Origin of the sequence: Streptomyces sp. NPDC001407, assembly GCF_042895325.1 — a bacterium.
GTDB lineage: Bacteria > Actinomycetota > Actinomycetes > Streptomycetales > Streptomycetaceae > Streptomyces.
Genome location: NZ_JBIAWF010000012.1, coordinates 35964 through 49612, shown reverse-complemented (window position 1 = coordinate 49612; position 13649 = coordinate 35964). Strand labels below are relative to the sequence as shown.

Annotated in this window: 11 protein-coding genes; 3 read left to right on the top strand and 8 right to left on the bottom strand. The window is 71.8% G+C overall.

Features of this window, described 5'->3' with window-relative positions; genetic code table 11:
- The first annotated feature begins 35 nt into the window (after nucleotides 1–35).
- Nucleotides 36–704 carry a TrkA family potassium uptake protein gene (locus tag ACFY1P_RS18060; protein WP_361532178.1) on the top strand — a complete coding sequence of 223 codons (669 nt, stop codon included), beginning with the start codon at nucleotides 36–38 and terminating at the stop codon, nucleotides 702–704.
- Complete coding sequence (locus ACFY1P_RS18055; protein ID WP_361532175.1) at nucleotides 701–1378, top strand: TrkA family potassium uptake protein; 678 nt, start codon at nucleotides 701–703, stop codon at nucleotides 1376–1378. Before ACFY1P_RS18060 ends, ACFY1P_RS18055 begins: the two co-directional genes overlap by 4 nt.
- A 138-nt stretch (nucleotides 1379–1516) precedes the next feature.
- Here ACFY1P_RS18055 and ACFY1P_RS18050 read toward each other — a convergent pair whose 3' ends face one another.
- From ACFY1P_RS18050 to ACFY1P_RS18035, 4 genes are all read right to left on the bottom strand, one after another.
- A complete protein-coding gene (locus ACFY1P_RS18050; protein ID WP_361532172.1) occupies nucleotides 1517–2260 on the bottom strand; it encodes a DUF3159 domain-containing protein in 744 nt (247 codons plus the stop codon).
- A 3-nt stretch (nucleotides 2261–2263) separates the two neighbouring features.
- On the bottom strand, nucleotides 2264–2662 hold the full coding sequence (locus tag ACFY1P_RS18045) for an OB-fold nucleic acid binding domain-containing protein (protein WP_361532169.1): 399 nt from the start codon (nucleotides 2660–2662) through the stop codon (nucleotides 2264–2266).
- Nucleotides 2663–3019: 357 nt separating this feature from the next.
- Nucleotides 3020–3709 carry a response regulator gene (locus tag ACFY1P_RS18040; RefSeq protein WP_116214311.1) on the bottom strand — a complete coding sequence of 230 codons (690 nt, stop codon included), beginning with the start codon at nucleotides 3707–3709 and terminating at the stop codon, nucleotides 3020–3022.
- 99 nt (nucleotides 3710–3808) lie between these two features.
- Nucleotides 3809–6361, bottom strand: coding sequence for a sensor histidine kinase KdpD (locus tag ACFY1P_RS18035; RefSeq protein WP_361532166.1), 2553 nt, complete (start codon nucleotides 6359–6361; stop codon nucleotides 3809–3811).
- 223 nt (nucleotides 6362–6584) lie between these two features.
- Here ACFY1P_RS18035 and ACFY1P_RS18030 point away from each other — a divergent pair, with 223 nt between their 5' ends.
- The gene (locus tag ACFY1P_RS18030) at nucleotides 6585–7121 is read left to right on the top strand and encodes a GNAT family N-acetyltransferase (RefSeq protein ID WP_361532163.1); all 537 of its coding nucleotides are present in this window, start codon (nucleotides 6585–6587) and stop codon (nucleotides 7119–7121) included.
- Between the two features lie 41 nt (nucleotides 7122–7162).
- On the opposite strand, the gene ACFY1P_RS18025 is transcribed toward ACFY1P_RS18030, so the two are convergent.
- The 4 genes from ACFY1P_RS18025 to kdpA form a co-directional block, all read right to left on the bottom strand.
- Entirely contained in the window at nucleotides 7163–9016 is a 1854-nt protein-coding gene (locus ACFY1P_RS18025) for an NAD-binding protein (RefSeq protein ID WP_390751168.1), read from the bottom strand.
- Nucleotides 9017–9192: 176 nt separating this feature from the next.
- Entirely contained in the window at nucleotides 9193–9840 is a 648-nt protein-coding gene (gene kdpC, locus ACFY1P_RS18020; RefSeq protein ID WP_390751096.1) for a potassium-transporting ATPase subunit KdpC, read from the bottom strand.
- A gap of 5 nt (nucleotides 9841–9845) precedes the next feature.
- The gene (kdpB, locus tag ACFY1P_RS18015) at nucleotides 9846–11954 is read right to left on the bottom strand and encodes a potassium-transporting ATPase subunit KdpB (RefSeq protein WP_390751095.1); all 2109 of its coding nucleotides are present in this window, start codon (nucleotides 11952–11954) and stop codon (nucleotides 9846–9848) included.
- Nucleotides 11951–13642 (bottom strand): potassium-transporting ATPase subunit KdpA, encoded by a 1692-nt coding sequence (gene kdpA / locus ACFY1P_RS18010; RefSeq protein ID WP_361535044.1) that lies wholly within the window; start codon nucleotides 13640–13642, stop codon nucleotides 11951–11953. The genes kdpB and kdpA overlap by 4 nt, the downstream gene beginning before the upstream one ends.
- Nucleotides 13643–13649 lie beyond the last annotated feature (7 nt).

Sequence of the window (13649 nt, the reverse complement as noted above, 5' to 3'; positions counted from 1 at the left end):
GGTCAGCGCGGTAGTCCGGAGCACGGGGTAACGTCATGCACATTGTGATCATGGGCTGCGGCCGAGTGGGCTCGGCCCTCGCGCAGACCCTTGAGCAGCAGGGTCATACGGTCGCCGTGATCGACCAGGACCCCACCGCCTTCCGGCGCCTGGGCTCCGGCTTCGGCGGACGGCGGGTGACCGGCGTCGGCTTCGACCAGGACACCCTGCGCGAGGCGGGCATCGAGGAGGCCGGGGCGTTCGCCGCGGTCAGCAGCGGCGACAACTCCAACATCATCGCGGCCCGGGTGGCCCGGGAGATGTTCGGCGTCGAGAATGTCGCGGCCCGCATCTACGACCCGCGGCGCGCCGAGGTCTACCAGCGCCTGGGCATCCCCACGGTGGCCACCGTGCGCTGGACGGCGGACCAGATGCTGCGACGGCTGCTGCCGTCCGGCGCGGAGCCCCTGTGGCGCGACCCGAGCGGCGGTGTGCAGCTCGCGGAGGTGCCCATCGCGGATGCCTGGGTGGGCCACAAGATCAGCCAGCTCCAGGACGAGACGGGCGTGCGCGTGGCGTTCCTCACCCGGCTGGGTGAAGCGATGCTGCCGACGTCGCAGACCGTCCTGCAGGAGGGTGACCTGGTGCACGTCATGATGCGCACGGACGAGGTCGAGAAGGTCGAGGCCGCGTGTGCGGAAGGCCCTGAGGAGGCGCACCGATGAGGGTTGCCATTGCGGGTGCGGGTGCCGTCGGGCGTTCGATCGCGGGTGAGCTGCTGGAGAACGGGCACGAGGTGCTGCTCGTCGACAAGGCGCCCACCGCCATCTCGGTGGAGCGCGTGCCGCTCGCGGAGTGGCTGCTGGCCGACGCGTGCGAGATCACCTCGCTCGACGAGGCGGCGCTCCAGCGCTGCAACGTGGTGATCGCCGCGACGGGTGACGACAAGGTCAACCTGGTCGTCTCGCTGCTCGCCAAGACGGAGTACGGGGTGCCGCGGGTCGTGGCCCGGGTGAACAACCCCAAGAACGAGTGGCTCTTCAACGAGTCCTGGGGCGTGGACGTCGCCGTCTCCACCCCGCGTCTGATGTCGGCCCTGGTCGAGGAGGCCGTGAGCGTCGGTGACCTGGTGCGCCTGATGCGCTTCAGCCAGGGTGACGCCAACCTCGTCGAGCTGACGCTGCCGCCGGAGTCCGCCCTGGCGGGCACGCGCGTCGGTGACGTGGACTGGCCGGAGGACACCTCGCTGGTGACCATCATCCGCGGCAACCGCGTGCTGACCCCGAACAAGGAGGACGCGCTGGAGGCGGGCGACGAGCTCCTCTTCGTGGCGGCTCCCGCGCGCGAGGAACAGCTGGAGGACCTCCTGTCGGTGCGCCGCGAGGACGCCACGGGCTGAGGCAAGCGGTAGAAACGCCGGACGGGCTGAAGTTCGCGGACCCGTGGTCCACGAGCTCCAGCCCGTCCGGCGTTTGAGGACAACGCGCGAAGCGTGTTGCGGGGTCCGGGGCGGAGCCCCGCGCAACGGACCTCAGCCTTACGAGACGTCCCGCACCACGGACTCCGGCTCAGCGGAAGCGCGCTCCGCGCGCTCGGCCGCTTCCATCTCCGCGAAGACGTCGATGGGCGCCGGGGCCTTCGCCAGGAAGATCCAGGTCAGGTAGACGGACAGCAGCATCGGCGGGATGCCGAGGGCCACCTTGACCCAGCCCAGGGACGTCGCGTCGCCCCACCAGTAGAGCGGGAAGAGGATCGCCGACTTGGCGAGCAGGATCAGGCCCCAGGCCCAGCTGGCCTTGGTGTAGGCGACCTTGCGGCCGGGGTTGCGGGTGCGCCAGGAGAGGTTCTCCTTGAACACCGGGCCGAGGATCAGGCCGAGCAGCGGATAGCCGGCGATCGAGGTGACGATGTACGCCACGGCCAGCCCGAGGCTGTAGAGCATGCCCGGCAGATAGAAGTTCTTGGCGTCGCCGGACATCATCGCGAAGACCGCGCCGAAGGCGACCCCGAAGACACCGCTGAAGGCGTGCTTGAGGGTGTCCTTGCCGACCAGTCGCGCGATGCCCAGCACCAGGGACAGGCCGAGCGCCGCGATGGCCGCGACGTGGAGGTCCCGCTTGACGGTGTAGATCGCCACGAAGACCAGGCCCGGCACGGTCGTCTCGACCATGCCCCGCACTCCGCCGAACGCCTCGAAGAGGGCCGCCTCGGTGGCCGATCTCGCGTCGGCGCCGTCGGCGCCCTGCTCCTGCTGGTCCGTCGGCTTGTCGAGAGACGTCACCCGCTACTCCTGTCCGAGCGGTCGGAGTTCGTACTTGGGATTGAACAGCACCCGGCGTCCGCGGCTCATGGAGACCCGGCCGGAGGCGATCAGCTTACGGCCGGGTTCGATGCCGACGATGGAGCGGCGGCCGAGCCACACCACATCGAGCGCCGCCGAGCCGTCGAACAGCTCCGCCTCCAGCGCGGGCACCCCGGCACGGGGGCGGAGCGTGACGGTCCGCAGGGTGCCGGTGACCTTGACTATCTGACGGTCGTCGCAGTCGCAGATGCGCGTGCAGCCGGTGGCCTCCGCGTCCTGTTGCAGCTCCGCGGAGTGCAGGTCCTCCTGCGAGGTGGACAGCCGGTCGAGCATCCGGCGGAAACGGCCGGTCGGCTTCTCGGAACGGGGTACGGCACTCATGAATCAAGCGTACCGGGCGCCCTCCGGGCCGGGACCCGCGTCACAGGGCTCGCCCACCCCGGGAAAGGCCCCCCGGGGCTCCGCCCCGGACCCGAAGCGGTACCCCGCCCCCGGCTCAGTGATGCCGCATCCCCCGGGGGACCACCCCCGGACCCCCGGCCCGTGCCAGGCCCCCTCACACCTCGAAGCGGTACCCCATCCCCGGCTCAGTGATGCCGCATCCCCCGGGGGACCACCCCCGGACCCCCAACCCCGTACCGGGCCCCCTCACACCTCGAAGCGGTACCCCATCCCCGGCTCAGTGATGCCGCATCCCCCGGGGACCACCCCCGGACCCCCGGCCCGTGCCAGGCCCCCTCACACCTCGAAGCGGTACCCCATCCCCGGCTCAGTGATGAAGTGCTTCGGGTGGGACGGGTCCAGTTCGAGCTTGCGGCGGAGCTGGGCCATGTAGACCCGCAGGTAGTTGGTCTCGGTGCCGTAGGACGGGCCCCAGACCTCCTGGAGGAGCTGCTTCTGGCTGACGAGACGGCCCGTATTGCGGACCAGGACCTCCAGCAGGTGCCACTCGGTCGGCGTGAGGCGGACGTCGCGACCCCCGCGGTTGACCTTCTTCGCCGCGAGGTCGACGGTGAAGACCTCGGTCTCGACGATCGCGTCGTCACCGGCCGCGGACGGCCCCGTCGGCTCCGCCCGCCGGACGGCGGCGCGCAGCCGGGCGAGCAGCTCGTCCATGCCGAAGGGCTTGGTGACGTAGTCGTCCGCGCCCGCGTCGAGCGCCTCCACCTTCTCGTCGGAGGTCTGCCGGGCGGAGAGGACGAGGATCGGCACCCGGGTCCAGCCGCGCAGCCCCTTGATCACCTCGACGCCGTCCATGTCGGGCAGGCCGAGGTCGAGGATGACCACGTCGGGGTGGCGGGCGGCGGCGAGCTGGAGTGCCGTGGCGCCGTCGGGGGCGGCGTCGACCTCGTACTTCCGCGCCTTGAGGTTGATCACGAGAGCGCGGACGATCTGCGGCTCGTCATCCACCACGAGCACCCGGTTCATTCGGAACCACCTCTGCTGTTCGTTCGGGCCCATCCGCTGGGCCCGGGGTCTTGGTCGGTGAGCTGTCTGTACGGTGCGCCGCCGGGGTGTCGCCGGCGGTCAGGAGGTGGCATGGGCCGGCAGTTCCGGGCGTACGGGCGGGTGGCCCGCGGCGGCACGCAGCGTGAGGACCATGGTCATCCCGCCGCCGGGGGTGTCCTCGGCGGTGAGCGTGCCGCCCATGGCCTCCGCGAAGCCCCGGGCGACGGCGAGACCGAGGCCGACGCCGGCTCCGCGCGGGGCGTCGCCGTAGCGCTGGAAGGGCTCGAAGATGCGGTCCTTGGCGCTGTCGGGGACACCGGGGCCGCGGTCGGCCACGCGGACCTCGACGCGCTCGCCGAGCGCGCTGGCGGCGACGAGGACGGGGGTGCCGTCGGGGCTGTACTTCACGGCGTTCTCGACGACGTTGGCGACGCTGCGCTCCAGCAGCCCCGGGTCGACGGCCACCATGGGCAGCGTCTCGGGGATGTCCAGGGTGACGCTGCCCTCGGGGACCCCGCCCAGGGCCATCGGGACGACCTCGTCGAGGTCGATCTCGCGGATCAGCGGGGTGACGGTGCCGGTCTGGAGCCGGGACATGTCGAGGAGGTTGCCGACGAGGTGGTCGAGGCGGTCCGCGCCGTCCTCGATGCCCGCGAGCAGCTCGGCCTCGTCCTCCTCGGACCAGGCGATGTCCTCGGAGCGCAGGGAGGTCACGGCCGCCTTGATCGCGGCGAGCGGCGTGCGCAGGTCGTGGCTGACGGCGGCCAGCAGGGCGGTCCGGATCCGGTTGCCCTCGGCGAGCTCCTGGGCCCGCTCGGCCTCGCCGACGAGCCGCTGCCTGTCCAGGAAGACGGCGGCCTGGGCGGCGAAGGCGGCGAGCACGCGACGGTCCTCGGCGGGCAGCACCCGGCCGGAGAGGGCGAGCGCCATGTTGTCGCCCACCGGCATGTCCACGTCGGCGTCCTCGGGGCGCAGCAGGGGCTTGCCGGTGGGGGTGACGACGCTGCTCGCGCAGGTCCAGGGGTCGACCTCGCTGGCGCGTTCCAACAGGGCGACGGACTCCATCGCGAAGGTCTCCCGGACCCGCTCCAGGAGGGCGTCCAGGCTGGTGTCGCCGCGCAGGACGCTGCCGGCGAGGAAGGACAGGACCTCCGACTCGGCGCGCAGCCGGGCGGCCTGGTGGGTGCGGCGGGCGGCGAGGTCCACCACGGAGGCCACGGACACCGCGACGAACACGAAGATCGTGATGGCGACGATGTTCTTGGGGTCGGTGATCGTCAGCCGGTGCAGCGGCTGGACGAAGTAGTAGTTCAGCAGCAGCGAGCCGAAGGCCGCCGAGGCCAGTGCCGGGAGGAGGCCGCCGAGCAGCGCGGCCGCGACCGTCAGGCACAGGAACAGCAGCATGTCGTTGGCCAGACCGAGGTCCGGGTCGATGTGCGTGAGCAGCAGGCTGAGCAGCGCGGGGGCGACGATGCCGGCGAGCCAGCCGCCCACGATGCGGCCCCGGCCGAGGCGGGCGCCGCGGGCGACGGGCAGGCCGCGCCCCTTGGCGACCTCCTCGTGGGTGACGATGTGGACGTCGAGGTCGGGCCCGGAGTCCCGGGCGACGGTCTGGCCGACGCCGGGGCCGAAGATGTACTGCCAGGTCTTGCGGCGGCTGGAGCCGAGCACGATCTGGGTGGCGTTGACCCCGCGGGCGAATTCCAGCAGCGAGGCGGGGACGTCGTCGCCGATCACGTGGTGGAAGGTGCCGCCGAGGTCCTCCACCAGGGTGCGCTGGACGGCCAGCTCCTTGGGCGAGGCCGAGGTGAGGCCGTCGCTGCGGGCGATGTAGACGGCGAGGATCTCGCTGCCGGAGCCCTTGGCGGCCATGCGCGAGGCGCGGCGGATCAGGGTGCGGCCCTCGGGTCCGCCGGTGAGGCCGACGACGATGCGCTCGCGGGCCTGCCAGATCGTGGAGACGCTGTGCTCGGTGCGGTACTGCCGGAGGTATTCGTCGACCCGGTCGGCCGTCCACAGCAGCGCCAGCTCGCGCAGCGCGGTCAGGTTGCCGGGCCGGAAGTAGTTGGAGAGGGCGGCGTCGACCTTGTCCGGCTTGTAGATGTTGCCGTGCGCCATGCGGCGGCGCAGGGCCTGCGGCGACATGTCGACGAGCTCGATCTGGTCGGCGCGGCGGACGACCTCGTCGGGGACGGTCTCCTGCTGCCGGACGCCCGTTATCGACTCGACGACGTCACCGAGTGATTCGAGGTGCTGGATGTTGACGGCCGAGACGACGTCGATGCCCGCCTGGAGGAGCTCCTCGACGTCCTGCCACCGCTTGGTGTTGCGGGAGCCCGGCACATTGGTGTGGGCCAGCTCGTCGACGAAGGCGACGGCGGGGCGGCGGGCCAGCACCGCGTCGACGTCCATTTCGCTGAAGACGGTCCCGCGGTAGACGATCTCGCGCCGGGGCACCTCCTCCAGGCCGTGCAGCAGGACCTCGGTGCGCGGCCGGCCGTGGTGTTCCACGAAGCCGACGGCGGCGTCGGTGCCACGCTCGACCCGGCGGTGCGCCTCGGAGAGCATCGCGTACGTCTTGCCGACGCCCGGTGCCGCGCCGAGGTAGATCCGAAGCTTGCCGCGTCCCATGGCCCCATTGTCTTTCACGAAGCGCGACAGTGTTCGAAACGGTTGTCCGTCCCGAGGTGCAGCACTGTCACGCATGTTCGACCTTACGGCCATGGTTGGGGACATTTGGCGCACGGGGCGGCCGCTCACCAGGTATTGACGCGGTCCTGACGCGTGCCCCCGTGACCCCGGGCCCGGTCGGCCGGGCCGCCTCCGGCGGGGTCCGGGATGGCACCATGCCGGTATGACTGACGTACGCACCGCGCACACCTCACAGCTGAGCACGGCGGAACTCACGGCGGTCCGCGCCCTGGTGGACGACGCCTTCGAGGGGAACTTCAGCGACGACGACTGGGACCACACCGTCGGCGGCATGCACGCCCTCGCGTACGGGGACGGCGAGCTGATCGGCCACGGCTCCGTGGTGCAGCGCCGCCTGCTGCACGGCGGCCGCGCCCTGCGCGCCGGATACGTGGAGGCCGTGGCGGTCCGCGCGGACCGCCGCCGCCAGGGTGTGGCCTCGGCCGTGATGGAGGCGCTGGAGCACGTCCTGCGGCACGGCGCGTACGAGCTGGGCGCGCTCGGCGCCGCCGACGGGGCGGCACCCCTCTACGTGGGCCGCGGCTGGCGGCTCTGGCGCGGCCCGTCCTCGGTCCTCGCCCCCACGGGCATCGCACGCACGGCGGAGGAGGACGGCTGCATCCACGTCCTCCCCCTGGGCGCCGCTCTCGACCTCGACGGCGACCTGGTGTGCGACTGGCGCCCGGGGGACGTCTGGTGACGTACGCGCCCCTGCCCCGGGGGAGTTGAGGTCCTGTCCTGTCACGCGTCCGTACGCGGCTGCGGCACGGGCCGGCGGCCCAGCAGTCCGGCGAGGCCCTGGCGGGTGGCGGCGACCACGACGCGGTCGTCGGGGCGCAGGACGTAGTCGTCGGCGTGGTCGGCCTGTGAGCGGGGTGTCTCGCCGTTGGTCTCCGTGACCGGGGCGAGGACGCACCAGGCGCCCGGCTCGAACGCCTGGGCGACCGTGCGGCCCGCCAGCCCCGGGTGGCCTCCGGCCTCCACGGCGGCGATGAGGAGCACCCGCCGCTCCACGGGCACGGCCCCCAGTATCTGGCGGCCCATCATCGCTCCGGCGAAGGCCGGGGCGACCAGATAGGAGACGCTGCGGGTGCGGGTCCGCGCGCGGGGGTGGGAGACGCGCAGCGTGCGGTAGACGGCTTTGGAGAACCGGTCCTCGTAGAGCCGCATGACCACGCCGACTTCGGGCCTGATCGCGCGGGCGTACAGCACGGCTTCGAGGTTGGTGGTGTCGCTGCTGGTGAGCGCGAGCAGCGTGCGGCTCTCGCCGATCTTGGCGGCTTCCAGCACGCCCTCCTCCGTGACGTCGCCGATGACGGTCGGCACCCGCAGCGAGCGCGCCAGCGCCACCCCGCGGGCCTGCGGGTCGCGCTCCACGCAGACCACGGGGATGTCCAGTTCGCGCAGCCGGGCGAGCACCCGGGAGCCGATCTTGCCGAGGCCGAGCAGCACCACGTGGCCGGACAGCCCGCGCGGCGGGCGGCGCAGCGCGGAGGCCGAGCGGAAGGTGCCGAGCCCTTCGAGGGCGGCGGCCACCAGCAGCGGGAGCAGCAGCAGCCCGGTGAGGCCGGAGAGGAGCTGGAGGATCTGCCGGCCGAGCGGCTGGCCGATCGCCGGGTCGTTGATCGCGAAGAGGTCGAGGAGGGAGAGGTAGGCGGCGTGCGTGGGGTTGGTGTCGGTGACCAGCCAGGAGGCGACGGCCAGCCCGAGGACGGCGGCCGCCAGGCAGCCCAGGGCCCAGCGCAGCCGGGGCGAGAAGAACGACCCGAGCGGCAGGCTGCGGTCCGTCAGCCGCGCCGGGCGCTGCGGTGCTCCCGGATAGTGGACGCGCTCCAGGACGATGCGGCCGCGCCCGCCCGACGCCGCCACCGACTCCGCGTCCGGCAGCATCGCGGGGCCCTCCCCGTCGGTGCCGTCCGGGCGTGCCGGGGAGAGCAGGGCCACGGTCCTGGTGCCGGGGCGGTCCCGCTCGCCGGGGGCGAGCGGGGGCCTCTCGGCGGCCCTCAGCAGCAGCCCGCCCGCCTCGATGACCTTGAAGTGGCCGGAGACGGCGGCCGCGACGAGCGCGGGGGCCGCGGTGTCGGCGTCCGAGAGGACGGTGGTGGTCGCTTCGGCGGCGCCGGGGCCGGCCGGGTCGCCGTTGCCCATCCGGGCCGCCTGGTCGAGGAGTTCCTCCAGGCGCTGGCCGAGCCGGCGGTTGTACATCCGGATGACGAGCCGCAACTGGGGGTTGGCCCGGCGGGCGCGCAGCGCGGCGTGGATGTTGGTCTCGTCGTCGTCATAGACGAGAGCGAGCGCGGTGGCACCGGCCACCCCGGCCTCGGCGAGCGCCTCGTCGTCGGGTTCGGGCGCCTGCACGACGCGTACGGGGGCGCCCTGCGGGCTTGCGGCACCGGCGCTGCCGCCCGCCCCCGCCGCGCGGCCCACCACGCCGGTCACCCGCCCGAGGAGGGTGACGGCGCGGCCGGGCACGGCGGCCTGCCGGGGGCGGCCGTCGCGGGCGGGCGGCACGACGAGAGTGACGCGCTCGCCGTAGACGCCGGAGAGTTCGGCGGCGAGCCGGTGGGCGAGGGCGTCGTCACCGCAGACCACCATGTGTGGTGCGGGCGGGACGACTTGGGGCTGCGGTGAGAGGGAGGCCACGCTCCCCAGAGTGCCCTGCCGCGGGTCGAACGTTCAGCTGATTCGGCGTGTTTCCGGGACTCAAGGCATCGGCGGACGGCCGGGGTTCACCACCCTGGCCGTCCGCCGTTACCGCCACTGCCCTCGCGTCAGCCCCGGGCGAGCTCGCGGAGCGCGACGTTGAGCTTCAGGACGTTGACGCGCTCCTCGCCCATGAAGCCGAGGATGCGGCCGTCGACATGCTCGTCGACCAGCTTGCGTACCTCGTCGGCGGGGAGGTGGTTGGCCTTGGCGACCCGGTCGGCCTGGAGGCGTGCGTAGGCCGGGGAGATGTCGGGGTCGAGGCCGGAGCCGGAGGCGGTGAGGGCGTCGGGGGGGACCGCCGCCGGGGAGACGCCGTTGAAGGCGGCGACGTCGGCGCGGCGCTGCTGGACGCTGTCGAGCAGGACCTTGCTGTCCGCGGCGAGGTTGGAGGCGCCGGACACCACGAGCTTGTACTGCGTGTTCTCGGTGTTGGGCCCGGCGGCCGAGGGGCGGCCCTGGAAGAACTTCGGGTCGGGCAGTGGGTTTCCGGCCTTGTCCTTCTCGTCGAGGGTGTAGGACTGACCGAGCCGCTCGGAGCCCACCGACGTGCCACCCGCCTTGATCTCGGAGCCGTTGGCGTTGCCGTGGAAGGCGGCCTGGGCGATGCCGGTGACGACGAGGGGGTAGATCACCCCGCAGATGACCGTGAGGACGAGCAGGGCCCGCAGGCCCGCGCCGGCGAGGCGGGCCGTGCCGCGTACGGAGTTGTTCATGGAGGTCACCCGATGCCAGGGATGAGGGAGATGAGCAGGTCGATGATCTTGATGCCGATGAACGGGGCGACGAGGCCGCCCAGGCCATAGACGGTGAGGTTGCGCCGGAGCATGCTGTCCGCGCTCATCGGGCGGTAGCGCACACCCTTGAGGGCGAGCGGCACCAGGGCCACGATGACCAGCGCGTTGAAGATGACGGCCGAGAGGATCGCGGTCTGCGGGCTGTGCAGGCTCATGACGTTGAGCTTGTCCAGGCCCGGGTAGGCGACCGCGAACATCGCCGGGATGATCGCGAAGTATTTTGCGACGTCGTTGGCGATCGAGAAGGTGGTCAGCGCGCCGCGGGTGATCAGGAGCTGCTTGCCGATCTCGACGATCTCGATGAGCTTGGTGGGGTTGGAGTCCAGGTCCACCATGTTCCCGGCCTCCTTGGCGGCCGAGGTGCCGGTGTTCATGGCCACGCCCACGTCCGCCTGGGCCAGCGCCGGGGCGTCGTTGGTGCCGTCGCCCGTCATCGCGACGAGCTTGCCGCCGGCCTGCTCGCGCTTGATGAGCGCCATCTTGTCCTCGGGGGTGGCCTCCGCGAGGAAGTCGTCGACACCCGCTTCCTCGGCGATGGCCTTGGCCGTCAGCGGGTTGTCACCCGTGATCATGACGGTCTTGATGCCCATGCGGCGCAGCTCGTCGAACCGCTCGCGCATGCCCTCCTTGACGACGTCCTTGAGGTGGATGACGCCGAGGACGCGGGCACCCTTCTCGTCCTCCACCGCGACCAGCAGCGGCGTGCCGCCGGCCTGCGAGATGTCGTCGGTCAGCTTCGTGGCGTCCTCGGCGACCGTGCCGCCCTGCTCCTTCACCCAGGCGACGACCGAACCCGTCGCGCCCTTGCGGACCTTCCGGCCCTCGACATCCACACCCGACATGCGGGTCTGAGCGGTGAAGGGAATCCACTCGGCGCCGACGAGCTCGCCCTCGTGGCGCTCGCGCAGCCCGTACTTCTCCTTCGCCAGGACGACGATCGAGCGGCCCTCGGGCGTCTCGTCCGCCAGGGACGACAGCTGGGCGGCGTCCGCCACCTCGGCGGCCATGGTGCCCTTGACCGGGACGAACTCGGCGGCCTGACGGTTGCCGTAGGTGATGGTGCCGGTCTTGTCGAGCAGCAGCGTGGAGATGTCACCGGCCGCCTCGACCGCGCGCCCGGACATGGCGAGGACGTTGCGCTGCACGAGCCGGTCCATGCCCGCGATGCCGATCGCGGAGAGCAGCGCGCCGATGGTGGTCGGGATCAGGCAGACCACCAGGGCCGCCAGCACGATCATCGACTGCTCGGCGTGGGCGTAGATCGCGAACGGCTGGAGCGTGACCACGGCCAGCAGGAAGACGATGGTCAGCGAGGCCAGCAGGATGTTCAGCGCGATCTCGTTCGGCGTCTTCTGCCGGGCCGCGCCCTCGACGAGGTTGATCATCCGGTCGATGAACGTCTCGCCGGGCTTCGTCATGATCTTCACGACGATGCGGTCGGAGAGGACCTTGGTGCCACCGGTGACCGCCGAGCGGTCACCGCCGGACTCGCGGATGACCGGCGCCGACTCACCCGTGATCGCCGACTCGTCGACCGACGCGACGCCTTCGACGACATCGCCGTCACCGGGGATGATGTCCCCGGCCTCGCAGACGACCAGGTCGCCCACGCGCAGCTCGGTGCCCGGCACCGACTCCTCCGTGCCACCGCTCAGACGGCGCGCGACGGTATCGGTCTTGGCCTTGCGCAGCGTGTCCGCCTGCGCCTTGCCACGCCCCTCGGCGACGGCCTCGGCGAGGTTGGCGAAGATGACGGTCAGCCACAGCCACACGGTGATCGCCCAGCCGAACCAGGCACCGGGGTCCCCCAGCGCCAGCCCGGTGGTGACCACCGAACCGACCTCGACCACGAACATCACCGGCGACTTCACCATCACCCGCGGATCGAGCTTGCGGAACGCCTCCGGCAGCGACTTCAGCAGCTGCGCCGGGTCGAACAGCCCGCCGGAGACCCGGCCGGGCTCCTCGGAGCCGTGCGGACGCTCCTCCTCGGGCCCTTCGGGGGCGGTACGGACAGGGGTGGTCGTGCTCATGAGAGTCCCTCCGCCATCGGGCCAAGGGCCAGTGCCGGGAAGTAGGTCAAGCCGGTGATGATCAGGATCGCGCCCACGAGGAGGCCGGCGAAGAGCGGCTTCTCGGTGCGCAGGGTGCCCGCGGTCTCGGGCACGGGCGTCTGCTCGGCCAGCGAGCCGGCCAGCGCCAGGACGAAGACCATCGGCAGGAAGCGCCCGAGGAGCATCGCGAGGCCGATCGTGGTGTTGTACCACTGCGTGTTGGCGTTCAGGCCGCCGAAGGCGGAGCCGTTGTTGTTGGCGCCGGAGGTGAAGGCGTAGAGCACCTCGGAGAAGCCGTGCGCGCCGCTGCCGTCCACGGAGTTGCCCGCGACGTTGAGCATCGAGTGCGGCGGGGTCGCCAGCGCCATGGACAGCGCGGTGAAGCCGAGGACCAGGGTCGGGGTGATGAGGATGTAGCACGCGGCGAGCTTGATCTCGCGGGTGCCGATCTTCTTCCCGAGGTACTCGGGCGTACGGCCGACCATCAGGCCCGCGATGAAGACCGCGATGACCGCCATGACGAGCATGCCGTAGAGGCCGGAGCCGACGCCGCCGGGCGCGATCTCGCCGAGCATCATGCCCAGCAGCGCGATGCCGCCGCCGAAGCCGGTGAAGGAGGAGTGGAAGCCGTCCACCGCGCCGGTCGAGGTCAGGGTGGTGGAGGTCGCGAAGATCGACGTGCCGCCGATGCCGAAGCGCTGCTCCTTGCCCTCCAGCGCGCCGCCCGCCGCCTGGAGCGCGGGCCCGCCGTGGTGGAACTCGGTCCACATCATCAGCGCGGTGAAGCCGAGCCAGATCAGGCCCATGGTGGCGAGGATCGCGTAGCCCTGCTTGACGTTGCCCACGAGCTTGCCGAAGGTCCGCGTCAGCGAGAAGGGGATGACGAGGATCAGGAAGATCTCGAAGAGGTTGGTGAAGGCGTTGGGGTTCTCGAAGGGGTGGGCGGAGTTGGCGTTGAAGTAGCCGCCGCCGTTGGTGCCGAGCTCCTTGATGGCCTCCTGCGAGGCCACGGCACCGCCGTTGACCTGCTGGGTGCCGCCGGTGAGCTGCCCGATGCCGTGGATGCCCGCGAAGTTCTGGATGGCGCCGCAGGCGACGAGCACGACCGCGGCGATCACGGAGATCGGTATCAGGATGCGGACCGTGCCGCGCACCAGGTCCGACCAGAAGTTGCCCAGGTCGCCGGTGCGCGAGCGGGCGAAGCCCCGTACGAGCGCGACGGCCACGGCCATGCCGACGGCGGCGGAGACGAAGTTCTGCACGGCGAGGCCGAGGGTCTGGACGGCGTGACCCATGGCCTGCTCGCCCGAGTACGACTGCCAGTTGGTGTTGGCGACGAACGAGGCGGCGGTGTTGAACGCCTGGTCCGGGCCGATCGCGGTGAAGCCGAGGGAGAGCGAGTGCGGCAGGACGCCCTGGATCCGCTGGAGCAGGTACAGGAAGAGCAGACTCGCCGCCGAGAAGGCGAGGATGCCGCGCAGATAGGCGGGCCAGCGCATCTCGGCGTCGGGGTTGGCGCCGATCGAGCGGTAGATCCACTTCTCGACGCGCAGGTGCTTCTCGGAGCTGTAGGCGCGGGCCATGTAGTCGCCGAGGGGGCGGTGGACCAGCGCCAGCGCCGCGACGAGCGCGGTCAGCTGGAGCACTCCGGAAAGGACGGGGCTCATATCTTTG

Excerpts from the sequence above, each read along its gene's own strand:
- ACFY1P_RS18060 (WP_361532178.1), top strand. The coding sequence starts at position 36 with ATGCACATTGTGATCATGGGCTGCGGCCGAGTGGGCTCGGCCCTCGCG.
- ACFY1P_RS18055 (WP_361532175.1), top strand. The coding sequence starts at position 701 with ATGAGGGTTGCCATTGCGGGTGCGGGTGCCGTCGGGCGTTCGATCGCG.
- ACFY1P_RS18045 (WP_361532169.1), bottom strand. The coding sequence starts at position 2,662 with ATGAGTGCCGTACCCCGTTCCGAGAAGCCGACCGGCCGTTTCCGCCGG.
- ACFY1P_RS18040 (WP_116214311.1), bottom strand. The coding sequence starts at position 3,709 with ATGAACCGGGTGCTCGTGGTGGATGACGAGCCGCAGATCGTCCGCGCT.
- ACFY1P_RS18035 (WP_361532166.1), bottom strand. The coding sequence starts at position 6,361 with ATGGGACGCGGCAAGCTTCGGATCTACCTCGGCGCGGCACCGGGCGTC.
- ACFY1P_RS18030 (WP_361532163.1), top strand. The coding sequence starts at position 6,585 with ATGACTGACGTACGCACCGCGCACACCTCACAGCTGAGCACGGCGGAA.
- ACFY1P_RS18025 (WP_390751168.1), bottom strand. The coding sequence starts at position 9,016 with ATGGTGGTCTGCGGTGACGACGCCCTCGCCCACCGGCTCGCCGCCGAA.
- kdpC (WP_390751096.1), bottom strand. The coding sequence starts at position 9,840 with ATGAACAACTCCGTACGCGGCACGGCCCGCCTCGCCGGCGCGGGCCTG.
- kdpB (WP_390751095.1), bottom strand. The coding sequence starts at position 11,954 with ATGAGCACGACCACCCCTGTCCGTACCGCCCCCGAAGGGCCCGAGGAG.
- kdpA (WP_361535044.1), bottom strand. The coding sequence starts at position 13,642 with ATGAGCCCCGTCCTTTCCGGAGTGCTCCAGCTGACCGCGCTCGTCGCG.